General features: G+C 71.2%; 18 protein-coding genes and 1 tRNA gene. 5 read left to right on the top strand and 14 right to left on the bottom strand.

The window, feature by feature from the left end:
- Positions 1-16: 16 nt before the first annotated feature.
- Positions 17-1822, bottom strand: a complete 1806-nt coding sequence (locus ACGFZQ_RS00560) for a DEAD/DEAH box helicase (RefSeq protein ID WP_393838528.1) — start codon at positions 1820-1822, stop codon at positions 17-19.
- 120 nt (positions 1823-1942) lie between these two features.
- Positions 1943-3376 (bottom strand): MFS transporter, encoded by a 1434-nt coding sequence (locus ACGFZQ_RS00555; RefSeq protein WP_393838527.1) that lies wholly within the window; start codon positions 3374-3376, stop codon positions 1943-1945.
- Between the two features lie 209 nt (positions 3377-3585).
- Between ACGFZQ_RS00555 and ACGFZQ_RS00550 the strand changes: the two genes are divergently transcribed.
- The 4 genes from ACGFZQ_RS00550 to ACGFZQ_RS00535 all read left to right on the top strand — a co-directional run bounded on the left by ACGFZQ_RS00550 (position 3586) and on the right by ACGFZQ_RS00535 (position 6595).
- Positions 3586-3657 (top strand) — tRNA-Cys (locus tag ACGFZQ_RS00550).
- Positions 3658-3900: 243 nt separating this feature from the next.
- Complete coding sequence (locus ACGFZQ_RS00545) at positions 3901-4737, top strand: CPBP family intramembrane glutamic endopeptidase (RefSeq protein WP_393838526.1); 837 nt, start codon at positions 3901-3903, stop codon at positions 4735-4737.
- A 14-nt stretch (positions 4738-4751) separates the two neighbouring features.
- Positions 4752-5897, top strand: coding sequence for a sensor histidine kinase (locus tag ACGFZQ_RS00540; RefSeq protein ID WP_393839215.1), 1146 nt, complete (start codon positions 4752-4754; stop codon positions 5895-5897).
- Positions 5898-5920: 23 nt separating this feature from the next.
- Positions 5921-6595 (top strand): response regulator, encoded by a 675-nt coding sequence (locus tag ACGFZQ_RS00535; protein ID WP_393838525.1) that lies wholly within the window; start codon positions 5921-5923, stop codon positions 6593-6595.
- Between the two features lie 31 nt (positions 6596-6626).
- Here ACGFZQ_RS00535 and ACGFZQ_RS00530 read toward each other — a convergent pair whose 3' ends face one another.
- The 12 genes from ACGFZQ_RS00530 to ACGFZQ_RS00475 all read right to left on the bottom strand — a co-directional run bounded on the left by ACGFZQ_RS00530 (position 6627) and on the right by ACGFZQ_RS00475 (position 20828).
- Positions 6627-7805 (bottom strand): SUKH-4 family immunity protein, encoded by a 1179-nt coding sequence (locus ACGFZQ_RS00530; protein ID WP_393838524.1) that lies wholly within the window; start codon positions 7803-7805, stop codon positions 6627-6629.
- 172 nt (positions 7806-7977) lie between these two features.
- On the bottom strand, positions 7978-8508 hold the full coding sequence (locus ACGFZQ_RS00525; protein WP_393839214.1) for an AAA family ATPase: 531 nt from the start codon (positions 8506-8508) through the stop codon (positions 7978-7980).
- 2 nt (positions 8509-8510) lie between these two features.
- Complete coding sequence (locus ACGFZQ_RS00520; RefSeq protein ID WP_393838523.1) at positions 8511-10823, bottom strand: xanthine dehydrogenase family protein molybdopterin-binding subunit; 2313 nt, start codon at positions 10821-10823, stop codon at positions 8511-8513.
- Positions 10820-12457 (bottom strand): (2Fe-2S)-binding protein, encoded by a 1638-nt coding sequence (locus ACGFZQ_RS00515; RefSeq protein WP_393838522.1) that lies wholly within the window; start codon positions 12455-12457, stop codon positions 10820-10822. Before ACGFZQ_RS00515 ends, ACGFZQ_RS00520 begins: the two co-directional genes overlap by 4 nt.
- Positions 12454-13347, bottom strand: coding sequence for an FAD binding domain-containing protein (locus ACGFZQ_RS00510; RefSeq protein WP_351746842.1), 894 nt, complete (start codon positions 13345-13347; stop codon positions 12454-12456). The genes ACGFZQ_RS00515 and ACGFZQ_RS00510 overlap by 4 nt, the downstream gene beginning before the upstream one ends.
- 299 nt (positions 13348-13646) lie before the next feature.
- The gene (locus ACGFZQ_RS00505) at positions 13647-15278 is read right to left on the bottom strand and encodes a beta-N-acetylhexosaminidase (protein WP_393838521.1); all 1632 of its coding nucleotides are present in this window, start codon (positions 15276-15278) and stop codon (positions 13647-13649) included.
- A 1-nt stretch (position 15279) separates the two neighbouring features.
- Complete coding sequence (locus tag ACGFZQ_RS00500; RefSeq protein WP_351746837.1) at positions 15280-16125, bottom strand: carbohydrate ABC transporter permease; 846 nt, start codon at positions 16123-16125, stop codon at positions 15280-15282.
- Positions 16126-16130: 5 nt separating this feature from the next.
- The gene (locus tag ACGFZQ_RS00495; RefSeq protein ID WP_393838520.1) at positions 16131-17090 is read right to left on the bottom strand and encodes a carbohydrate ABC transporter permease; all 960 of its coding nucleotides are present in this window, start codon (positions 17088-17090) and stop codon (positions 16131-16133) included.
- Complete coding sequence (locus ACGFZQ_RS00490) at positions 17087-18376, bottom strand: extracellular solute-binding protein (RefSeq protein WP_393838519.1); 1290 nt, start codon at positions 18374-18376, stop codon at positions 17087-17089. The genes ACGFZQ_RS00495 and ACGFZQ_RS00490 overlap by 4 nt, the downstream gene beginning before the upstream one ends.
- 256 nt (positions 18377-18632) lie before the next feature.
- Positions 18633-18914: a DUF3039 domain-containing protein gene (locus tag ACGFZQ_RS00485; RefSeq protein WP_351746829.1), complete on the bottom strand. Its 282-nt coding sequence runs from the start codon at positions 18912-18914 to the stop codon at positions 18633-18635.
- Positions 18915-18929: 15 nt separating this feature from the next.
- Positions 18930-20183 (bottom strand): RNA-guided endonuclease InsQ/TnpB family protein, encoded by a 1254-nt coding sequence (locus ACGFZQ_RS00480; protein ID WP_393838518.1) that lies wholly within the window; start codon positions 20181-20183, stop codon positions 18930-18932.
- A 72-nt stretch (positions 20184-20255) separates the two neighbouring features.
- Positions 20256-20828: a YqgE/AlgH family protein gene (locus ACGFZQ_RS00475; RefSeq protein WP_351701322.1), complete on the bottom strand. Its 573-nt coding sequence runs from the start codon at positions 20826-20828 to the stop codon at positions 20256-20258.
- A 251-nt stretch (positions 20829-21079) separates the two neighbouring features.
- Between ACGFZQ_RS00475 and murA the strand changes: the two genes are divergently transcribed.
- A complete protein-coding gene (murA, locus tag ACGFZQ_RS00470) occupies positions 21080-22420 on the top strand; it encodes a UDP-N-acetylglucosamine 1-carboxyvinyltransferase (protein ID WP_393838517.1) in 1341 nt (446 codons plus the stop codon).
- Positions 22421-22636: the final 216 nt, after the last annotated feature.

The raw sequence follows: 22636 nt of genomic DNA, 5'->3' as shown, positions 1-22636 counted from the left end.
CAGCGTCGCCACGGTGTCACCGCATGCGGGTGGCCCACTCCTGCACCTTGGCGATCCGCTGCCGGAGCTGTCCCGCCGTGGCCTCCGCGCTCGGCGGCCCCCCGCACACCCGGCGCAGCTCGGTGTGGATCACCCCGTGCGGCTTGCCGCTCTGGTGCACATACGCGCTGACCATCGTGTTCAGCTGCTTCCGCAGCTCCATCATCTCCTTGTGGGAGACGACGGGCCGCCGTTCCGCGGGCAGTTCCAGCAGGTCGGCCTCGTCGTCCGGCTTCTTGCGGCTGTGCGCGATCTGCCGGGCCTGCCGCTTCTGCAACAGCAGCTGCACCTGGTCGGGTTCGAGGAGTCCCGGGATGCCGAGGTAGTCCTGTTCCTCCTCGCTCCCGGGATGCGCCTGCATGCCGAACTCGGCGCCGTCGTACAGCACCCGGTCGAAGACGGCCTCGGACTCCAGCGCCTCGAAGGCGAACTGCTCCTGCTCGCCGGTGTCCTCGTCCTGCTCCTTGTTCGCCTCCTCCATCTCCTTCTCGGACTCGGCGTACGGGTCCTCCTCGCCGTCCTTCTTCGGCTTGTCGAGGGCGTGGTCGCGCTCGACCTCCATCTCGTTGGCGAAGGTCAGCAGGTCGGGGACGGTCGGCAGGAACACGGACGCGGTCTCGCCGCGCCGCCGGGACCGCACGAAACGGCCGACGGCCTGGGCGAAGAAGAGAGGAGTCGAGATGGTCGTCGCATACACCCCGACGGCGAGCCGGGGGACGTCGACGCCCTCGGACACCATCCGCACCGCGACCATCCACCGGTCGTCGCTCGCGCTGAAGTCGTCGATGCGCTTGGACGCACCGGTGTCGTCGGAGAGGACGAGGGTGGCCTTGTTCCCGGTGATCTCGCGGATGAGCTTGGCGTAGGCGCGGGCGGATTCCTGGTCCGAGGCGATGACCAGGGCCCCGGCGTCCGGAATCCCCTTCCGCACTTCCGTCAGCCGCTGGTCGGCGGCGCGCAGCACGGCCGGCATCCACTCACCGCGCGCATCGAGCGCCGTACGCCAGGCCTGGCTGACGGCGTCCTTGGTCATCGGCTCGCCGAGCCTGGCGGCGATCTCGTCCCCGGCCTTGGTGCGCCAGCGCATGTTGCCGCTGTAGGAGAGGAAGATGACGGGCCGCACGACATGGTCGGCGAGCGCGTTGCCGTAGCCGTAGGTGTAGTCGGCGGCGGACCGCCGGATCCCGTCCTGCCCCTCCTCGTACGTCACGAAGGGGATGGGGTTGGTGTCGGACCGGAAGGGCGTACCGGTCAGCGCCAGCCGCCGGGTCGCCGGCTCGAACGCCTCCAGGCAGGCCTCGCCCCAGGACTTGGAGTCACCGGCGTGATGGATCTCGTCGAGGATGACGAGCGTCTTGCGCTGCTCGACGCGGTTGCGGTGCAGCATCGGCCGGACCCCGACACCGGCGTACGTGACGGCGACCCCGTCGTACTCCCGGCTGAGCGGTCCGGCGCTGTACTCGGGGTCGAGCTTGATCCCTATCCTCGCCGCGGCCTCCGCCCACTGCTTCTTCAGATGCTCGGTGGGGGCGACGACGGTGACCTGCTGCACGACATGGTGGTGCAGCAGCCAGGACGCGAGGGTCAGCGCGAACGTCGTCTTGCCGGCGCCGGGCGTGGCGACGGCCAGAAAGTCACGCGGCTGCTCCTGGACGTACTTCTCCATGGCCCCCTGCTGCCAGGCACGCAGCTTGCTGGCGGTACCCCAGGGCGCCCGGCCGGGGAAGGCCGGCGAAAGGTGGTGGGAGGAGGAAGCGGTGGAGGAAGCGGCGGTGGTAGTCACGGTCTCCGTAGTAAGGGGGTCGGGCGGCTACGTATGGGTATGACAACCGGGCCACCCTACCGGCGCCCCGCGGCGGTCAACGCGCGGACAACGCCGCCTCACCCTCGGGTGGGACTCACGTCACAGATCACGAAGCCGGGTCGTCACCCAGACCCCGACGAGTGCCACGGCGGCCATCGGCAGGAACACGACGGCGAAGGCGACCGGATGGGAACCGGAACCGGCCGTCCCCGTCATGCTGCCGCCGCCGAGGGAGGCGAAGGCGGCGCCGGCCACGGCGAGCAGCACGACGTTCGACAGGGCGTCGGAGATCTGCAGGGCGGCCGAGTTGGCGCCGGCCTCCTGCGGGGCGGAGAGCCGGAGCATCAGCACGCTGGACGAGGCGATCACCAGGCCCATCCCGAAGCAGCCGACCCCCCAGGCGACGGCGACGATCCACACGGGCACGCCGGGCACGAGCACGCCGGGCGCGGTGGCGATCGCCGCGGCGACCAGCACCATCCCGAGGGTCATCAGCCGTTCCCGGTACGGCGCCACACGCGGCCGCGCCTGCACCCACGAACCCAACGCCCAGGTCACCCCGCCCGCCGCCAGCGAGAACCCGGCGAGGGTGGGCGACAGGCCCCGCTGGGTGACGAGCATCAGCGGCACGAAGGACTCGGCGGAGACGAACGCGCCGGCCGCGACCCCGCGCAGCAGGACCACCGACGGCAGCCCGCGGGCCGCACGGTAGGTCCCGCGCGGCAGCAGCCCGAGCACGGCCGGGACCAGCAAGGCACCCCCGACGACCCCCGGCAGCAGGGACACCCACCGCAGGTCCTGAGCCGCGTACTGCAGCAGCCCCGCACCGAGAGAGATACCGAACGCGAGCCGGATCCGCCGCCGTTCGAAGGTCTCCCGCGCCCGTTCCGCGACCGGCCCGCCGGCCCGCCGGCGTATCTGGGGAAGGGCGAGCGCCACCGGGAAGACCACGAGCACAGGTATGCCGAGGAACACCCACCGCCACCCGAGATGCTCGGTCACCGCCCCGGCGGCCAGCGGCCCGACGATGGACGGCACCACCCAGCCGGCGGCGAAGGCGGCCATGATCGCGGGCCGCAACCGCTCCGGATAGGCCCGGCCCACGACCACGTACAACGCGACGATGACCAGCCCGCCCCCGAACCCCTGCACGGCCCGCCCCAGGATGAACACCCACATGACCTGAGCGGTCCCGGCGACGACCAGCCCCGCGGCGAAGGCCCCGATCCCCGTCGTCAGCGCCCCGAGCGGCCCGCTCCGGTCCGACCACTGCCCGGCCAGCACCATCGCGAACAGACTGGTCGTGAAGTACCCGGAGAAGGCGAACGCGTACAGCGGCACCCCGTGCAGCTCCCGGGCGGCCACGGGCATCGCCGTCCCGACGGCGGTCGCCTCGAAGGCGATCAGCAGCACCACGGACACGATCCCGACGCTCAGCGCCCGGTACGGCCGCCCCAGCACACCCTCACCACGGGAGGCGTCACGGGTCGTCTCATCTGCGACAACGGCGTCGCCGGGCTCAAGGGCGGTCATGCTCACCAAGGTAAGGCCCAAGCCCCACTTTGGCCCCTGTCGCGAGCCCCACCCCGCCTCCGACCTTGGTCGTAGACCCCTCCGTTCGCCCCCCATTCATGACGCCACATGGCAGTCCCGTTGCAGCCCCACCGCCTCCCTTGAGTCCCTTGCTCACTCCCCCGTACCTTCGAATCACCGACCCGGCCGAGAGGCCCGAAGTCGGAAACGGCCGTGTGCCCGAGTGGTTTAGGGACTCGCCTGCAAAGCGAGTTACACCGGTTCAATTCCGGTCACGGCCTCCGACTGCCTGACCAGGCAAAACGAAGGGGCGGCACCCTGCGAGGGGTGCCGCCCTTTTGGTCGTCCTTGATGGCGGAGCCTCGTCCGCAGCGGCGCCGCCTTCCTGATCCAGGGCCTCCCCCGTCCCCCGTGCGAGCTACGTGCAGGTGTCCACCGTGTGGTGACGATTCCGCGGGCCGCGATCCGTAGCGTTCGGGCCAGTTCCGCGGCGGTTGGGCTGCGGGTTCTGTGGAGGAGTCGTCATGAGGCTGGTCTGGCAGTTGTTGGCGGTGTCGGCGGTCGCCTTCGTCGGTGGGCAGGCGCTTGCCGCGGTGGAGGGGAACTGGTTTCTCACCCTGGTTCTCGGTGTGCTGACGGCCGTGGCCGCGGTGGTCGTCTACCGGTGGGTGGTGCGAAGGACCGAGCACCGGCCGAGCACCGAGGTGGGGCGGGACGGCGCCCGGGCGGCGTTCGGGCGCGGTGCGCTGATAGGTGCGGTGACGTTCGCGTGCGTGATCGCGAACATCGCCTTTCTCGGGGACTACACGGTCCACGGGTCGGGGTCGGTGACGGGCGCGGTGGGGTTGGTCGGGTTCATGGCCGCCGCCGCCACGACCGAGGAACTGCTGTTCAGGGGCGTTCTGTTCCGGATCGTCGAAGAACGCACCGGGACCTGGATCGCGCTGACGTCGACCGGCCTGCTGTTCGGGATGATGCATCTGCTCAACAAGGACGCGACCCTGTGGGGCGCCCTCGCCATCGCGATCGAGGCCGGCGGCATGCTCGGCGCCGCGTACGCCGCCACCCGCACCCTCTGGCTGCCGATCGGCCTGCACTTCGGCTGGAACTTCGCCGAGTCGGCGATCTTCGGCACCGAGGTCTCCGGCAATGGCGCGCAGAAGGGGCTGCTGGACGCCTCCACCTCGGGGGCGCAGCTGATCACCGGCGGCGAGTTCGGGCCGGAGGCGAGCGTGTACTCGGTGCTGCTCGGGGTGCTGGTGACGCTCGCGTTCCTGCGCCTGGCCAGGCGGCGGGGGCACCTGGTGCCGCGCCGGCGCCGGGACGTCCCGGCCGGCTCCGTCGCTACACTGCCCCGGTGATCGGTCCTCGGCAGATGTCCGGGTGGTGGCACCGGCTCGACGTGACGGTCCGGGATCTGCCGCTCGGGCTGCTGGTCCTGGCCGGTGCCTTCCTGCCGACGCTGCACGGCAACGGGACCCAGGTCGGCGACCTGCCCACCCGCCCCTTCGACGCGCTGGCCGGGCTGGCGCTCGGCCTGGAGTGCCTGCCGCTCGCCCTGCGCCGGCGGTGGCCGGCCGTCTCCCTCGCCCTGGTGTCGCTCGGCTTCGCCGTCGACCAGATCCGCGCCTACCACTCGGTCGCCGGGGTCGCGCTGCCCCTCGCCCTGCTGAACACCGGCGCCCATCTGGACCGGCACCGGCGGGCCGCCGCGCTCCTGTTCTCCGCGGCCTACGTGCCGTTCGCGGTCGTGCTGCACCGGCTGGGGTCGGGGGGCGAGACGGCGAGCGAGTTCGTGACGTTCTATCTGGCGCTGGTGCTGGCGTGGGGTGCCGGGGCGTGGCTGCGGGCCACCCGGACCGCGGAGGCCGAACGCCGGCGGCGGGTCGCCGAGGACACCCGCACCGCCGAACGCACCCGGATCGCCCGCGAACTGCACGACGTGGTGACCCACCATGTGACGGCGATGGTGGTGCAGGCGGAGGCGGCCCGGTATCTGACCGCCGCGCCGGACCGGCTCGACCAGACGCTGACCGCCGTCACCGACACCGGGCGGCGGGCCATCTCCGACCTGCGCCATCTGCTCGACCTGCTCAACCCCGACCACGGTGTCGGCACCGGTGTCAGGACGCCGCCCGCCGACCGGCTGCTCACCCTGGTGGAGCAGACGCGCCGGGCCGGGCAGCCGGTGGAGTTCACCGAGGAGGGCGCCCCCACGCAGTCGGCGGGCAGCGCCGACCTGGTGGCCTACCGGGTGGTGCAGGAGGCTCTGACGAACGCTCTCAAGTACGCCCATGGCAGCCGCACTTCGGTGCTGGTGCACCATGGTGAGAAGGAGATCACCGTGGAGGTCGGCACGGACGGGTCGGGTTCGGCCGCCGCGTCCCCCGGCGGGAGCGGGCGGGGCCTGGCCGGCCTCCGGGAACGCGTGGACGTGCTGGGCGGCGAGTTCAGCGCGGGGCGCGCGGCCGACGGCGGCTTCGTCGTACGGGCCCGGATACCCGCCGGGAACCCGTCGTGACCCCGGCCCGCGGGGAGGCCGTCGTGAGCGCCGCGGGCGGGGCGCCGATCCGGGTCCTGGTCTGTGACGACCAGGTGCTGATCCGCACCGGCCTTGCGACGATCATCGGCGCCCAGCCCGACCTGGAGGTGGCCGGGGAGTGCGGGGACGGGCAGGCCGCGGTCGACCTCGCCGGCCGGCTGCGCCCGGACGTCGTCGTCATGGACGTCCGTATGCCGGTGCTCGACGGCATCGAGGCCACCCGGCTGCTGGCCGGGGCCGGGGTGCCGCATCCCGTGAAGGTGCTCGTGGTGACGACGTTCAACCTGGACGAGTACGTCTACGAGGCCCTGCGCGCGGGCGCGAGCGGCTTTCTGCTCAAGGACGCGCCGCCGGACCGGCTGCTGCACGGCATCCGGACCGTGGCCACCGGCGCGGCCCTGCTGGATCCCGAGGTGACCCGCCGGCTGGTCGGCCGGTACGCCGCCCGGATCCGGCCCGCCGACGGTGGCACCCCTGACGACATCCCGCTGACCCCGCGCGAACTGGAGGTCCTGCGGCTGATCGCGGACGGCCTCTCCAACGGCGAGATCGCCGCGGCCCTCGTGATCAGCCCGGAGACCGTCAAGACCTTCGTCTCCCGCATCCTCACCAAGCTCGGCCTGCGCGACCGCGTCCAGGCGGTCGTCTACGCCTACCGCCAGGGGCTGGTGGTCTGACCTCCCCCGGTCCCCGCTTGCCCCGGGCCGCTCAGAGCACCCCGCCCGCCTCGTCCTGGAACAGTTCCGTCCAGTAGTGCCAGTCGGCGTCCATCGTCGTGGGGGTCGGGTCGATCGTCGCCAGGGTGTGGAGCATGGTCGCGGCGAGCTGGTCGTAGGCCTCCGTGGTGAGTTCGTGGCCCAGGTGCTCGTCGATGGTGCGCTCGTGGTGGAGGAGCCACAGGGTGAAGGCGAGCGTGGAGATGTCCGTGTTGAGGGGGTAGAGGGTCGCCTCGGGCTGGGAGAAGTTGAGGATCGCACCCGTGGTGCCGTCCACGACCAGGCTGTTCTCCTCGACCAGGTGGCCGAGGCGTATGAGGTGGTCGGCGTGGGGCGGCAGGGCGTCCAGGGGGAAGCGGCCCGGCTGTATGTCGGTGAAGTACTCCTTGAGGGTGGGCAGCGGGGCGTCCGGGTCGAGGTGGAACAGCACCGCGTCCTCCGGCAGTCCCGTCTCGCGCAGGAAGCGGCGGGTCGGCTCGTGGGTGAGCGTCGGCGGGAAGTCGACCTCCTCGAAGCGGGCCACCCGGCCCTGCCCGAACTCCTGGTCCAGCAGCCGGGCCGGCAGGTCGACGGCGAGCCCGGAGTCCGTGCCGGGGCCCGCGACCAGGCTGAGCGGGCGGATCAGCGCCGTCGCCTTCCAGTACGGCGGGACCCGGCCGGCCGTGCCCTCCTCGAAGAGCTCCAGGAGCTTGCGGGAGGCCTCGGTCGCCACCTTGGTGCCGTAGGTGCCGGCGAGGGAGGCGAAACGGCCGCGCAGGCCGGTCAGTTCCTCGGTGACCGCGGCGAAGCGCAGCAGCGTCTCCAGCGAGGGCGCCAGCGGGCGCGGCTCGGCCGGGTCGACCAGGTAGGCCGTGGTGATCTCGCCGGTGCCGCCGTCGAGGAGGATCGACTCCGTGTCCAGGCCGGCCGGGGCCAGCAGCTCGCCTATCACCAGGCGGTCCCGGAGTTCCTCCGCGAGCCGGGACGGGCCGGCCGTGATGTCCGCGACGTCGGCGAGCGTGCGCAGGCCGGTCGTGCGCAGCGGTTCGAACGTCAACAGGCCGCCGGTGTCGGGGAGTCCGGGGCCGGAGAGCCACATGCGGGTCGGTTCGTGCGTGATGTAACGGTCCAGTTCTGCCTCGGTCAGCGTGATCGCCGCCGCACCGCTGCCGGTCGTGCTGGTCGTGCTCATCGCTGCCCCCGCGATCAAAGAGTTCAGGAAATGCAAGTGGGTCGGAGTGGTGTGCCGTAGGTCGTCCTGAGCAGGGCATGGTCCCCCGTCCGGGCTTCCCCTCCGAAACGGCCGTCCCCACTGCCCAGAACACTACGCCGCGCCACTGACAACGCTCCGTGGAGAAAAGACGTCAGACGATCCTCGCCCGTTCCGTCCCGGTGAGAATCGCCGCCACCGTCTGTTCCACGGTCATCTCCGAGGTGTCCAGCCACAGCCCCAACGCCTCGGTGCGCAGACGTAGTTCCGCGTCCAGGCCGGCGATCGTCCACGCGGGTCCGTAGCCGGTCTTGGGCCGCCCTGCCTCCCGCTCCGCCACCGCCTCGGGGCTGGGGGCGAGGACGACGACGTACAGCGGGCGGGTGCGGATCCGTTCGACGTACGAGGTCAGTTCGGGGCCCAGCAGCACGTCCTGGACGATCGCCGTGAAGCCGGCCGCCGCGTAGGCGTCCGCGGTCGCCGCCGACAGGTCGTAGCGGAGGTGGAGCTGGGCCGTCGCCTCCGCGGAGGCCGCGGGCGTGTACTCCGCCCGGCCGGAGACGATCATCCGGCGGAAGACGTCACCGCGCACGTGGGCCGCCCGCGGCAGCCTCTCGGCGAGCGCCTGGGCGAGGGTCGACTTGCCCGACGCCATGATCCCCGCGATCACGACGACCCCGGACAGGCTCACTGGCCCGTGACGACCGCCGCCTGCGGGCGGATCGGGAGGCGGTTGACCGGGCGGCCGGTCGCCGCGCGGACGGCGGAGGCGATGGCCGCGGGGGAGGTCACGACCGGTACCGCGCTGACCGACTTGGCGCCGAAGGGGGCGACCACGTCCCGTTCCTCGACGAGCTTGACGATCCGGATGTCCGGCGCGTCGAGGGCGGTCGGCAGCGCGTATCCGGTGAGGTCGGGGTGGCGGATCAGCCCGCGCGGGGTGCGCAGGTTCTCCGTGAGCGCGATACCGACGCCCTGGGTGACACCGGCCTCGATCCGTGCGTTGAGCTGCGCCGGGTTGAGGATCCGGCCCACGTCCTGGGCGACGGCCAGCTCCACGACCCGCACCGAGCCGAGTTCGATGTCGACGTCGACGACCGCGCGGATCGCGCAGAAGGCGAGGCCGACGAAGGCGTCGCCCTGGCCCTCCGCGTTCAGCGGCTCGGTCGGGTGCGGGCGGCACTGTGCGGTGGCCCACAGTTCCTTGCCGTCCATCGCCTCGGTGACGGTGGTCGACAGGACGCCGTCGTACGACGTGATCTTGCCGTCGGTGATCTGGAGCAGCTCGGTGGACATGCCGAACTTGTGGGCGAGGGGCTGCAGGAGCTGGGTGCGGACCATCTTGGCCGCGCGTTCGACGGCGCCGCCGGAGACCCAGGTGTGGCGGCCGCGGCAGCCGGGGCCGGCCGGCGGCTGGTCGGTGTCGACGGGGGCCACGTGGACCTCGTCGATGCCGAGCGTGTCCTGGACGATCTGGCGGGCCAGCGTGGTGAAGCCCTGGCCGGTCTCCACGGCCGCGCAGAGCACGGTCGCGATGCCGTCGTGGACCTTGACGGTGGCCGTCGAGACCTCGTCGGCGCCCTCGGCGCCGAGCATGTGGACCATGCCGAGGCCGTAGCCGACGCCCCGGCGCACCGCGCCCGGCTCGCCCGCGCCCTCGGGGCCGCCGGGCAGCAGCCACTCGTCCTCGGGGGTGTCCTTGGGGAGCGCGGGGAGAGGGAAGTCCCGTACCGCCTGGAGCAGCTCGGCGACGGGGGCCGGGCAGGTCACCGTCTGGCCGATGGGCAGGACGTCGCCGGTCGCGAGGGCGTTGCGCAGGCGGACCTCGGCGGGGTCGATGCCGAGCTTCTTCGCCAGCTTGTCCATCTGCGCCTCGTAGGCGGCGCACACCTGCATGGCGCCCTCGCCGCGGACGTGGCCGGAGGGCGGGTTGTTGGTGCGCACGGCCCAGCCCTCGATGAAGGCGTTCGGGACGACGTAAGGGCCGCAGGCGAAGGAGACGGCGGCGGCCAGGGACTCGGCGGAGGTGTCGGCGTAGGCGCCCGCGTCGAGCAGGATCTGGGCCTCGACCTTGACCAGCTTGCCGTCGGCGTCGGCGTGGTGCCGGTAGCGGAGCAGGGTGGGGTGGCGGTGGGCGTGGCCGAGGAAGGACTCCTCGCGCGTGGCGGTGAGTTTGACCGGGCAGCCGGTCTTCAGGGCGAGCAGGCCTAGCGGCAGCTGGAAGCCCTGGTCCTCGCGGTCGGCGGTGGCGCCCGGCACGCCGGTGACGACGATCTTCACCTGTTCGAGCGACAGGCCGTAGCAGGCGGCGGCCGTGTTGCGGTCGGTGTGCGGGTCGGTGGAGGCCAGGTACAGCTCGACCCCGCCGTCGGGGCGGGGCACGGCGAGTCCGGCCTCGGCGCCGATGGGGGCCGGGTCGGCGCGGCCGATGCGGTACTGGCCCTCGACGACGATCTCGCCGGCCGCGTCCGGGTCGCCGTGGCGTAGCGGGATGTGCCGGATCAGGTTGCCGTCGGGGTGCAGCGGCTCGGCCTCGAAGGACTGCTCGGGGTCGATGACCGGGTCGAGCACCTCGTACTCGACGATGACGGCGGCGGCGGCCATCCGGGCGGTGTCGGGGTGGTCGGCGGCGACGGCGGCGATGGGCTCGCCGTGGTGCCGTACGACTTCGGAGGCGAACACCGGGCGGTCCGGTGTGCCCCGGCCGTGGCGGGGGGTGCCGGGCACGTCCTCGTGGGTGATGACGGCCCGTACGCCGGGCATCTCGCGCGCGTGGCTGGTGTCGATCGACACGATGCGCGCGTGCGGGTGCGGGGAGCGCAGCACGGCCGCCCACAGCAGGCCCTCGGCCCACAGGTCGGCGGCGTACGGGAAGGTGCCCTCGGTCTTCGCGCGCGCGTCGGCGGGCGGCAGCGACACGCCGAGGCCGTGCGGCAGCGGCTCGGGGACGGGGTCGGCGCTCTCCGCGGCGGTGGTCGTGGTGACGGTCTCGTTGGTCACGCCTGGCCTCCGTCCGAGCCGTAGGGCTGGTCGCCGTAGCTCTGACTCTGGTCGCCGAACGTCTGGTCACCGCCGTACGTCTGGTCGTACGACTGCTCGCGCCGGGCGTCGTACGACGACTGCTCGCGCTGGGCGGGGGACGCGAAGGTGCCGGGGGAGTCGAACGCCGACGCGTTGACGCCGCCGGCTCCCGGTCCCGCCTGATGCGGAATACGGGCCTCGTCGCCGTCCGTCTCAGCGTCGGCGGCGGCGTGTGCCTCGCGTTCGGCGACGACCTCCTGGACGGCGTCCAGGACGCCCTGGTAACCCGAGCAGCGGCAGAGGTTGCCGCACAGGGCCTGGCGGGTCTCCATCTCGGTGGGGGCCGGGTTGCCTTCCAGCAGGTCGTGGACGGTCATGGCCATGCCCGGGACGCAGAAGCCGCACTGGACCGCTCCGCGGAGGGCGAGCGCGCGTTGCACGTCGGAGGGCCGGCCGTCCTGGGCGAGGCCCTCGACCGTGCGGACCTCGCTGCCGGCGGCGGTGACCGCGGGGACCAGGCAGGAGGCGACCAGGCGGCCGTCGACCTGGACGTTGCAGGCGCCGCATTCGCCCTGGGAGCAGCCGTCCTTGGCGCCGGCCAGGCCCAGGCGTTCGCGGAGGACGTAGAGGAGGGACTCGCCGATCCAGGCGTCGGTGACGGGGCGGTCGGTGGCGTTGACGCGGAGGACGTAGGAGGCGAGGGGATGGTCGTCGACCGTCTCGGCTTCGCCTTCGGCGTGTTCGTCGCCGTCCGCGGCACCCGTGCGGCCTTCGTCGTCGGGTGCGGGTGGCGCCTGCGGGGCCGCCTCGGCTTCGGCCGGGCGGGCGGGGGCATCGGCCGCGTCTCCGGCCGAGGTCTGTTCACCGGTGCCCCGCGCGGGGTGGGGCGACTCGCCGACCGCGCGGCGTGCGGCGGTGTCAAGTGACTCGCCGACCGCCCGGAGTTCGCCGGTATCGACCTGTTCGCCCGGTTCGTTCGCCGCGACCGCGCCGGGCGCAGGCGCCGCACCGGCGGCCTCAAGGGGGGAACCCGGGGCCAGAGTGCCACCGCGGCCCGCCGAGGCGCCTGGGGGCGCCCCAGGGGCCTCCGTGGAGTGCTCCCAGGCCTGGACCTCGGTGGCCCAGGGTGCGGCCGCGCCGCCCGGCAGGGTCGCCGGCGGCGTGCCGCCCCACTGCTCCATGAGCGCGGATGTGGTGAACTCGCCCGATTCGTCCGGAACATCACCGCTCGCGACCGGGATGGACCACTGCCCGGTCACATCGTGACCGGGCGCGGGCGGCGGCTCCTCGTACGTCCACTGCTGGGTCGCCGCCGGGTGGTACGTGAACCGGTCGTCGGCGGGCCGCTCCTGGGGGACCGCGTTCGGGTCGGGCCACTGGGCGCCGTCGGCGGGCGTGCCCCAGGTCTCGGTGCCGGGGGCGACCGCTATCTGCGGCGGCACGTAGCCGTGCCCGGGCGCGGCCAGGGGGCTGTCACGGGCCAGCAGGGCCTCGATGCCGCCCTCGGGGAGTTTCACGAAGGCGGTCGCGCCGTCGTCGTAGTCGCCCTGGGGCAGCGGGTCCCAGCGGCCGCCACCCGAGGGCGCGCCCTCTTCGTGCTGTTCGTCGGTCATGACAGCGCCCTCCCCAGTGCTCGTCGGGCCAGCGCGGCGACGGTGCGCCGCAGGTGCAGTACGGCAGGCGGAAGCGGGGGCACCGAGCCGTCCGGCTCGGGTGCCGGGTCGGGGATGCAGGCGGCCGCGACGTACTCGCCGAAGGCGTGCAGCGCCTCCGGGACGAGGGCGCGGTCGTTGTCCCAGTCGATCAGCCGGGCCACCCACTGCTCGGCCTCCAGCGGCCGCAGCGGCATAGGCGCTATGGCTCCGACGGCGCATCTGACCCCGCGCCGGGCCGGGTCGAGGACGAGCGCCACGGAGGCCACCGAGCGGCCGGGTCCGGTGCGGCCCGTGGCCTTCAGGAAGACCTGCGGGGCGTGCAGCAGCGGCACGCGTACGAAGCCGATCAGCTCGCCGCCGCGGAGCATCTCCACGCCGGCCAGCAGGTGCGACACCGGGATCTCCCGGCGGGATCCGCCCGGGCCCGCGATGATCAGCGTCGCCTCCAGGGCGGCGAGCACCGGCAGCGCGTCGCCGGTGGGCGCGGCCGTGGCGATGTTGCCGCCCAGGGTGCCCGCGTTGCGGATGTGCGGCGGACCGGCGGCCCGCGCGGCGGCGGCGAGCGCCGGGATCAGGGCCGCGAAGTCGGGGCGGCCCATACGGGCGTGCGTGAGTCCGGCGCCGAGCAGTGCGTTGCCGTCCTGGTACTGCCAGCCGCGGATCTCGCTGATCCGGCCGAGGCCGACCAGGGCGGCGGGCCGGAGCTGCCCGGAGTTGACGGCGGCCATCAGGTCGGTGCCGCCCGCCACGGGGACCGCGGTGGGCATGGCGGTGAGGGCCGCCACGGCTTCGTTCAGCGTCGTGGGCAGCGTGACGGCCTGCGCCGCCTGCGGTGCGTGCGTGGTCAAAACCGGCTGCCCCTTCCCGCTGCCCCCACCTGGTCCCACCTGTGTGGCCGTACGGTACGTGCTCACAGGGCGGACGTGGCAACTCTGGCACATCTTCGCAAGCCTCGAACGCACGGGTCCGCTAGGAGGCATTCACCCACCTCACCGGCGACTTGATCCGTTTTCGTACGCCATCACCAGTGCGTACCGATTGACACTCTTCGGTGATCCTTGGGGTCTTTTTCCATTTCGCGTTCGGAGCGAGGAGAAGGGCGGAGAGGGGCTGGGAGGAGCCGCGAGAAGGGCAGCCGGGGAGGGGGCTAGCGGTTCGGGGGCGGACCGTCGAGCGGGCGGCCCGGCACCCCGGGGCGCCGCTGCCACGGCAGCGGTCCGGCCGGCGGGCGGTAGGCGACCCCCAGGGCGTCCAGCCGCCGGTAGTGCGCGGCCATACGGTGCTCGAACCCGGCGAAGTCCCGCTCCTCCGGGGCCGGCAGAGCGCTCCAGGCGACCTCGGCGAAGGCGGCCAGCCTGGGGAAGACCTGGTAGTCCACGCGCGCGTGGTCCTCCATCACCTCGGTCCAGACGTTGGCCTGGGTGCCCAGCACCTGACCCGCCTCGGACGCGTCGAGCTCCGGTGGAACGGGCTCGAACCGGTACACGTCCTCCAGGGTGCGGACGTATCCGATCGGCACGGGCTCGTCGGCGCCGTCGGCCTGCCGGTGGTCCAGGTACACATGCTGCTCGGGGCACATGACGACGTCGTGGCCGGCCCGCGCGGCCGCGATCCCGCCGCCGTAACCGCGCCACGACGACACGGCCGCGCCCTCGGCGAGCCCGCCCTCCAGGATCTCGTCCCAGCCGATCAGTCTGCGCCCGCGCGCGGAAAGCCACTTGGCGAAGTGACGGATGAACCACGACTGCAACTCGTCCTCGTCGGCGAGCCCGAGTTCCTTCATCCGCGCCTGCGCGGCCGGCGAGGCCCGCCACTGGTCCTTGGGGCATTCGTCGCCGCCGACGTGAATGAACTCCGAAGGGAACAGTGCGAGCACTTCCTCGAACACCCCCTCGTAGAAGCGCAGGGTGTTGTCAGTGGGGGCGAGTACGTTCGGAGAGATCCCCCAGGTGTCCCAGACCGAGAGGGCGGAGGTGTCCATGACGTCGGTGTTGCCGAGTTCCGGATACGCGGCGATGGCGGCCTGCGAGTGGCCGGGCACGTCGATTTCGGGGACGACCGTGATATGCCGCGCGGCCGCGTAGGCGACGATCTCCCGGATGTCGTCCTGGGTGTAGTAGCCGCCGCGCGGCTTCTCCTCCCACAGCGGTGAGGCCCGGTGGCCGAATTTCGTGCGGGCCCGCCAGGAGCCGACCTCGGTGAGCCGGGGGTGGCGCTCGATCTGGATGCGCCAGCCCTGGTCGTCCGTCAGATGGAAGTGGAAGACGTTGAGTTTGTGCGCCGCCATGAGATCCAGGTAGCGCAGGACGCCTTCCTTCGGCATGAAGTGCCGGGCGACGTCGAGCATGAGGCCGCGCCAGCGGAATCGGGGGGCGTCCTCGATGATCTGGTGCGGGATTCCGTACCGGATCCCGGGGCGCACGGGCGCACGGCGGAAGGCCTCCGGCCCCAGCAGTTGGCGCAGGGTCTGGGCGCCCCAGAAGACCCCGGCCGGACCGCCGCCGCGGATCTCGACCCCCCAAGTCGCGATCACGCTCAGCCGGTACGCCTCGGGCTCCAGCGAGTCGTCCAGGCACAGTCGTACGCAGTCGCGGGCGTCCTCGGTGCCGGGCCGCAGCGGCAGCCCGAGGGCCGCGCCGAGAGTCGAGCGCAGCCAGCGTTCGGTCCCCTCGGTACCCGGGGCGGCCCACAGGGTGGTGTCCTCGTCGAACAGGACGCCGCATCGCATCGGCCCCTCGATCGCGCGCGGCGCCGGAATCAGATCCACTTCGGAAGTCATGTCAGTCCTTGACCGCTCCGGCCAGTCCGGAGACCAGCCGTCGCTGTACGAGTACGAAGAACACCAGCACCGGAACCGTCATCACCGTGGACGCCGCCATGACCCCGCCCCAGTCCGGGTCGTCCGGCTTGAAGAACACCAGCAGCGCCATCGGCAGCGTGGACTGCGAAGTGTCGCTGATGATGAAGGACTTGGCGAAGAGGAAGTCGTTCCAGGCGGAGATGAAGGAAAACACGCTCGTGGCCACCAGACCCGGCAGCACGAGCGGGAAAAGGATCTGCCAGAGAAAGCGCGACCGGCTGGCCCCGTCGATGTACGCGGCCTCCTCCAGCGCCTCCGGCACCCCTTTCACGAACCCCCGCAGCATCCAGATCGCGAAGGGCAGCGAGAAGGCGATGTGGGGCAGGATCAGCGAGCCCAGCGTGTTCAGCAGACCGAAGTCCCGCATCTGGAAGAACAAGGGGATGGTGAGGGCCTCCACGGGCACCATCTGGGCCACCAGAAACATGATCAGCAGGGTGGTCCGGAAGCGGAACCGGAATCGTGTCACGGCGGTCGCGGCGAGAAAGGCGATCAGCGCCGAGACGATGACCACACTGCCCGCGACGACAAGGCTGTTGACGAAGTAGCGGCCGAATTCCTGCTGCCCGAAGACCCTCCGGAAGGAGTCCAGAGAGGGCGCGAGAGTCCATGGCCGGGGCCGGTCGGACTCGATCTCACCGGCCGGTTTGAAGGCGCCCAGCACCATCCAGTACAGCGGAAAGGCGACCACGACGGCGATCGCCAGCGCCGCCGCCTCGGCGGCCAGCCGCCCCGGCCGCCGGACCAGCCCGCGCACAAGATTCACGACGGTCACAGCTCCTCCCCCTGCCGGCGCAGCAGCCGCAGGTAGCCGAGGGTCACGGCGAGCAGGATCAGCAGCGTGACGACACCGATGGCGGCGCCGAGCCCGTACTGCGAGGACGCGAAGGCCTGCTGATAGGCGTAGACGTTGAGCACCAGGTTCTGCCCGGCGATCCCGCCCCCGCCGGTCATCACGTAGATCTGCGTGAAGATCTTGAAGTCCCAGATCACCGACTGGATGGTGACGACCGTCAGGATCGGCCGGAGCATCGGCGCCAGCACCGACCGCCAGATCCGCCACTGCGAGGCACCGTCCAGCGCGGCGGCCTCCAGCACCTCGGACGGTACGGCACGGATCCCGGCGTACACGGTGACCATCACGAACGGGAAGGAGCACCAGACCACTTCGAGCAGGACGAGGAAAAAGGCGCTGTACCGCCCGTACGTCCAGGAGTGGTCACCGAGCCCGAGGACACGGTCGACGGGCCCGAAGTCCGGGTCGAAGAGGAACAGCCAGACGGTCGACCCGGTGACCGCCGGGGTCGCCCAGGCCCCGAGCGCGGCCAGCATCAACGCCAGCCGGGGCACCGCCCGCACCCGCGTGAGCAACACGGCGAGCGCACACCCGACGGCGAGCGTCGACACGACACAGGCGGCGGCGAACAGAACGGTGGCCAGCAGGACCGACCAGAACTGGTCGTCGGAGAAGACGTCCGAGTAGTTGCCCAGTCCCACGAAGGCAGTCGGTTCCCCACCACTGACCTGGGCCTGTGTGTACCGGAAGACCGAGATCAGCCCGAGCTGATAGAGGGGGTAGACCAGCAGCCCGCCGAGGACGACGAGAGCGGGCGCGAGATACAACCAGGGGCTCCACCCAGCGCCCCCGAAGGGGCGCGGGGAACTGCGCGAACGACCCCCACGGACCCGCACTCGCGAACGCACCGCGACGCCCACCCCGTTCGGCGTCATCCGGCGGAGCCAAACGCCGCGTCCATCTTCTCCGCCGCCTCCCCCGAAGCCGCCGCCACACTCTTCTTGCCGCTGATGACCTCCTGGAACATCGTCGGCAGCACCAGCGAGGAGTCGATCCCCGACCACCCGGCAGAGGCCGGCACGAACTTCGTCCCCGCGGCCAGCGTCTGTACGAACGGCTTCACGAACGGCTCCTTGGCCGCCGCCTGGTCACGGACGTCCTTGAACGTCGGCAGAAAACCCATCGCGTCGAACATCGCCGCCTGCGTCTTCTTGGCGGTCAGCTCCTCCATCAGCTGGACGGCCAGCGTCCGGTGCGTCGTGCTCTTCAGCACCCCGATGTTGTTGCCGCCCGCGAAGGCCGGCGCTACGGATCCGGCCGTGGCCCCCGGCAGCGGCACCACCGCGTACTTGCCCTTGACGGTCCCCGCCTCCACGGCCGCATGGCTGAAGTCGCCGCCGATCGCCATGCCCGCCTTGCCGGCCGCGAACGCGGTGACCGTGTCGTTGCCGCCGAAGCCCGCGCACTTGGCGGCCGGACAGTTGTCGTCGCCGAAGAGTGACGTGTACTCCTTGATGCCCTTCTGGGCGGCCGCGCTGTCGATCGCCGAGGTGTACGACGTGCCCTTGGCCGTGGCGAGTTCGCCGCCGGCGGCCCAGATGAAGGGCATCGCGCCGTAGGTGTAGGCGCCGCCGACGACCAGGCCGTACAGGTCGGGCTTCGCCTTGCGGACGGCACGGGCCGTGGACGCCAGCTCGGCCAGGGTCGCCGGCGGCTTCAGGCCGAGTTCCCTGAAGACGTCCGTGCGGTAGTAGAGGGCGCGGACGCCGACGTAGAAGGGGGCGCCGTAGACCTTGCCGGCGACGGTGACCGACTGGCGGGCGGTCGGGTCGGTGTCCTTGGCCTCGGACCACGCCCCGAAGTCCCTGGTGACGTCGAGCAGTCCGCCGTCCCGTACGTAACCGGCGGTGTCGGTGTTGCCGTACTCCATCACGTCCGGAGCCGACTCCGGGTCGTTGAACGCGGCCTTGACCCGCTGCGCTCGGGTGTCGACCGGGATGTACTCCACGTCGACCTTGGTGCCGGAGTGCGCCTTCTCGAAGTCGGCGACGACCGAGTCGACGACCTTCTGCTTGGGGTCGTTGCCGACCTCCTGGAAGAGCCACACCCGCAGGGTGCCGCTCTTGTCGTCCTTGTCGGAGGCGGAGTTGGAGGAGGTCTGCGGGGCGCAGGCCGCCAGGAACAGGGCGGCGACGAGGAATGCGGGGGCGGGGAGCTTCATGGAGTGACCCTCCGGGGCGCGCTGAAGCGTAAGCGTTCAAGACACTGCTGGCACTGCACACACTGCACTCGTTGCAACATATGCAACGGTGGTTTCGCTCTGCACAACACCACGGAGGGTAGGGACAACATGAACATGCCGACAAGAGGTCTCGACCACTCTGTGACCGGCGGACGCACCCTGTGCAACGCACGGGTACGACAAAGGCCCCGGAGCACGCCAAAGCGCGCCCGGGGCCTCGGAAGATCCGGGGGTGTTACTTGTCCTTGCCGCCCTCGCCGTCGCCGCCGCTGCCCATGGACTCGTAGATCTCCTTGCACATGGGACACACGGGGTACTTCTTCGGGTCGCGGCCCGGCACCCACACCTTGCCGCACAGCGCAACGACGGGAGTGCCGTCGAGGGCGCTCGCCATGATCTTGTCCTTCTGGACGTAGTGGGCGAAGCGCTCGTGGTCGCCGTCGCCGTGGGACACCTGTGGCGTCGGCTCTACGAGGGTCCCCGTACCAGTCCCGCGCTCGGGCTCAAGAGTGCTCATAAGGCCCAAGGGTAATCAACCGCCGAGAACTATGGCTCCCAAGCTTGCACAACGGGCACCACTGGCTGCGGCACTGCGTTTGCGTCCAGCCTCGCCACGCTGACGCGGTGACGGGGCAGGGGCCGTTGACCGGGCCCCGCGTCGCCACAACTCCCACGCTCGGGCGCGGATGTTGCGGGAGCTGTTCCGGTCTGCGTGATCAACGAATCCGCAAGACCGGCACACGAACCGAGCCTGGGAGACCCGGTTCGCCCTGTCGATGCACCCGCACTCGGCGCAGGTGCGTGACGTGAACGCCGGATCGACGTACATCACCGGCACCCCTGCCCTGCGGGCCTTGTACGCGATGAACGCCCCCAGCTGGGCAAATGCCCAGCTGGAGTGGGTGGCCCGTTGGGGCTTTCTCAGCCGTACCCGCTCGCGGATGCCCGTCAGATCCTCCAGGGCAATCCCACGACCGGTGCGTTCAGCCTCTGCCACCACACGCTTCGCGATCTTGTGATTGATGTCCGTCGCCCGGCGCGCTTCCTTGCGGCGCCGTTTCTTCAAGCGGCGCTTGGTGGACGCGGTGTTCTTATGGTGAAGTTTGGCACGTAGTTTCCGCTCACGTACCCGGCTTCGGCTGAGTTCGCGTCCGGCCATGACCTCGCCGTCCGACGTCGTGGCGATGTTCACGATGCCCAGATCGACGCCGACGAAGTCCACCGGGTCGGCGTTCGGCTCGACGTCGGGAATCTCGCAGGTGGCGTACAGAAACCACATCCCGTCCCGCCGCACCAGATCCGACTCGCCCTTGCGATACAGGCTCAGGACCGCCAGTTGATCAGGCCCGGCAGTGATCGCCACGTCCTTCAGCCGACCGGCAACCGTCCAGATGGATACTCGCCGCTCCTCGATCTGCCAGGACAGCATCCGGTCGTCAAACGGTTGCGCACCCTCCGACCGAAAGACGATCGGCTTCCCCACTGCCTTTCGGTGCCGCTTCGAGCCCGGCTTCCCCAGGTTCCCGGCCTTCAGGCTCGCCCCGAGCACGGCGTAGGCATCACACGTCTTCTTGATCACATGCTGCGCCGCTTGTGAGCCAAGACCCCACCGCGTCCTCATCTCGCCATAGACGAGCTTGCGCAGCGGGAAGTTTCTTCTCGTGTCTTTCTCGAAGGCGATGCCGCTGGCCCAGGTCGCCGCTTCGTTGCACCGCCGCAGGGTCACGTCCAGCGCAGCCGCCTGCTCCGGCGTCGGCAGGAGTCTGATCTGCGTCACGAGCTTCACGTCTAGGACGCTATGCCGTGAGCAAGGGCGCCGATCCCGAACAGCCACACCGGCACTCGAAAGAGTGAGCTATCAGTTGAGCGAGGCGTCGTCCGGGTAGGTGGCCACCATCGCCAGCTCGTTGCGCTGGCGGCGGAGCACCTCGCGCCAGAGTCTCTCGGGTGACGGCGAGGAGACGTCGCCGGGCTCCGACTCGACGACGTACCAGGCGCCCTCGACCAGTTCGTCCTCCAGCTGGCCGGGGCCCCAGCCGGCGTAACCGGCGAAGATCCGCAGCGAGCCGAGGGCCGAGGCGAGCAACTCCGGCGGGGCCTCCAGGTCGACCAGGCCGATCGCGCCGTGCACCCGGCGCCAGCCGAGCGGGGCCCGGTCGCCGTTGCCGCCGCCCGGGATGACCGCGACGCCGAGCGCGGAGTCCAGCGACACCGGGCCGCCCTGGAAGACGACCCCGGGCTCGCCGGCGAGAGCGGCCCAGCCCTCCAGGATGTCCCGGACGTCCACCGGGGTGGGACGGTTGAGGACGACACCGAGGGAGCCCTCCTCGTCGTGGTCGAGAAGGAGCACCACCGCACGGTCGAAGTTCGGGTCCGCCAGGGCGGGCGTGGCCACGAGCAGCCGCCCTGTGAGCGAGGACACCTCGGTCATGCCTGACATGATCCCGCATCTTCCCCTCGCATGGGGAGCCAACTGGGGTGTGGGAGTGAATGCAGCTCAGGGAGGAAGGAAGCACTCCCGGCGCACGGTGACGGGCGGTGACCCCATGTGCCCGATTAGGAACCGTTCGTGTTGTGACACAGCTATGACGTAGCTGGGCGGTCCTTGGGCTTACGGCAGGGGGCCGATGGGCGATTACTCTGTCTTTCCGGCCCTGCCCCACTCCACGGAACGCGAGATTCATGACCGTCAACGACGATGTCCTGCTTGTCCACGGCGGCACCCCGCTGGAGGGCGAGATCCGTGTCCGCGGTGCGAAGAACCTCGTACCGAAGGCCATGGTCGCCGCCCTGCTGGGCAGTGCGCCGAGTCGGCTGCGCAACGTTCCGGACATCCGTGACGTGCGTGTCGTACGCGGCCTGCTCCAGCTGCACGGGGTGACGGTCCGTCCGGGTGAGGAGCCCGGGGAGCTGGTGCTGGATCCGACGTACGTGGAGAGCGCGAACGTCGCTGACATCGATGCCCACGCGGGTTCGAGCCGCATCCCGATCCTGTTCTGCGGCCCGCTGCTGCACCGCCTCGGGCACGCGTTCATCCCGGGCCTGGGCGGCTGTGACATCGGCGGCCGCCCGATCGACTTCCACTTCGACGTGCTGCGGCAGTTCGGCGCGACCATCGAGAAGCGCGCCGACGGCCAGTACCTGGAGGCGCCGAAGGGCCTGCGCGGCACCAAGATCCGGCTGCCGTACCCGTCCGTCGGCGCGACCGAGCAGGTGCTGCTGACGGCCGTACTCGCCGAGGGTGTCACGGAGTTGTCCAACGCGGCCGTCGAGCCGGAGATCGAGGACCTCATCTGCGTGCTGCAGAAGATGGGCGCGATCATCGCGATGGACACCGACCGGACCATCCGCATCACCGGCGTGGACGAACTCGGCGGCTACAACCACCGCGCCCTGTCGGACCGTCTGGAGGCCGCCTCCTGGGCGTCGGCGGCGCTGGCGACCGAGGGCAACATCTACGTCCGGGGCGCCCAGCAGCGCTCGATGATGACGTTCCTGAACACCTACCGCAAGGTGGGCGGTGCCTTCGAGATCGACGACGAGGGCATCCGCTTCTGGCACCCGGGCGGCCAGCTGAAGTCGATCGCCCTGGAGACGGACGTGCACCCCGGCTTCCAGACCGACTGGCAGCAGCCGCTGGTGGTCGCCCTGACCCAGGCGACGGGTCTGTCGATCGTGCACGAGACGGTGTACGAGTCCCGCCTCGGCTTCACCTCGGCGCTGAACCAGATGGGTGCGCACATCCAGCTCTACCGCGAGTGCCTGGGCGGCGCGGCCTGCCGCTTCGGGCAGCGCAACTTCCTGCACTCCGCGGTCGTCTCCGGGCCGACCAAGCTCCAGGGCGCCGACCTGGTCATCCCCGACCTGCGCGGCGGCTTCTCGTACCTGATCGCGGCCCTGGCGGCCCAGGGCACGTCCCGGGTCCACGGCATCGACCTCATCAACCGCGGCTACGAGAACTTCATGGAGAAGCTCGTGGAACTGGGCGCGAAGGTCGAACTGCCGGGCAAGGCGCTCGGCTGACCGCTATCTCCCGGCCCCGGCCCGGAGCAGCGCCCCTGGGCTGGGGGTCCGGGGGTAATCCCCCGGGCAGACACAGCATGGAGAAGCTCGTGGAACTGGGCGCGAAGGTCGAACTGCCGGGCAAGGCGCTGGGCTGACCGCTATCTCCCGGCCCCGGCCCGGAGCAGCGCCCCTGGGCTGGGGGTCCGGGGGTTATCCCCCGGGCAGACACAGCAT

The organism is Streptomyces sp. NPDC048254, from assembly GCF_043201895.1.
Classification (GTDB): domain Bacteria; phylum Actinomycetota; class Actinomycetes; order Streptomycetales; family Streptomycetaceae; genus Streptomyces.
Note: the sequence above shows the minus strand (reverse complement) of the source record. Positions and strands in the feature narration are given on the sequence as shown.

Excerpts from the sequence above, each read along its gene's own strand:
- ACGFZQ_RS00555 (WP_393838527.1), bottom strand. The coding sequence starts at position 3,376 with ATGACCGCCCTTGAGCCCGGCGACGCCGTTGTCGCAGATGAGACGACC.
- ACGFZQ_RS00545 (WP_393838526.1), top strand. The coding sequence starts at position 3,901 with ATGAGGCTGGTCTGGCAGTTGTTGGCGGTGTCGGCGGTCGCCTTCGTC.
- ACGFZQ_RS00540 (WP_393839215.1), top strand. The coding sequence starts at position 4,752 with ATGTCCGGGTGGTGGCACCGGCTCGACGTGACGGTCCGGGATCTGCCG.
- ACGFZQ_RS00530 (WP_393838524.1), bottom strand. The coding sequence starts at position 7,805 with ATGAGCACGACCAGCACGACCGGCAGCGGTGCGGCGGCGATCACGCTG.
- ACGFZQ_RS00515 (WP_393838522.1), bottom strand. The coding sequence starts at position 12,457 with ATGACCGACGAACAGCACGAAGAGGGCGCGCCCTCGGGTGGCGGCCGC.
- ACGFZQ_RS00505 (WP_393838521.1), bottom strand. The coding sequence starts at position 15,278 with ATGACTTCCGAAGTGGATCTGATTCCGGCGCCGCGCGCGATCGAGGGG.
- ACGFZQ_RS00495 (WP_393838520.1), bottom strand. The coding sequence starts at position 17,090 with ATGACGCCGAACGGGGTGGGCGTCGCGGTGCGTTCGCGAGTGCGGGTC.
- ACGFZQ_RS00490 (WP_393838519.1), bottom strand. The coding sequence starts at position 18,376 with ATGAAGCTCCCCGCCCCCGCATTCCTCGTCGCCGCCCTGTTCCTGGCG.
- ACGFZQ_RS00485 (WP_351746829.1), bottom strand. The coding sequence starts at position 18,914 with ATGAGCACTCTTGAGCCCGAGCGCGGGACTGGTACGGGGACCCTCGTA.
- ACGFZQ_RS00475 (WP_351701322.1), bottom strand. The coding sequence starts at position 20,828 with ATGACCGAGGTGTCCTCGCTCACAGGGCGGCTGCTCGTGGCCACGCCC.
- murA (WP_393838517.1), top strand. The coding sequence starts at position 21,080 with ATGACCGTCAACGACGATGTCCTGCTTGTCCACGGCGGCACCCCGCTG.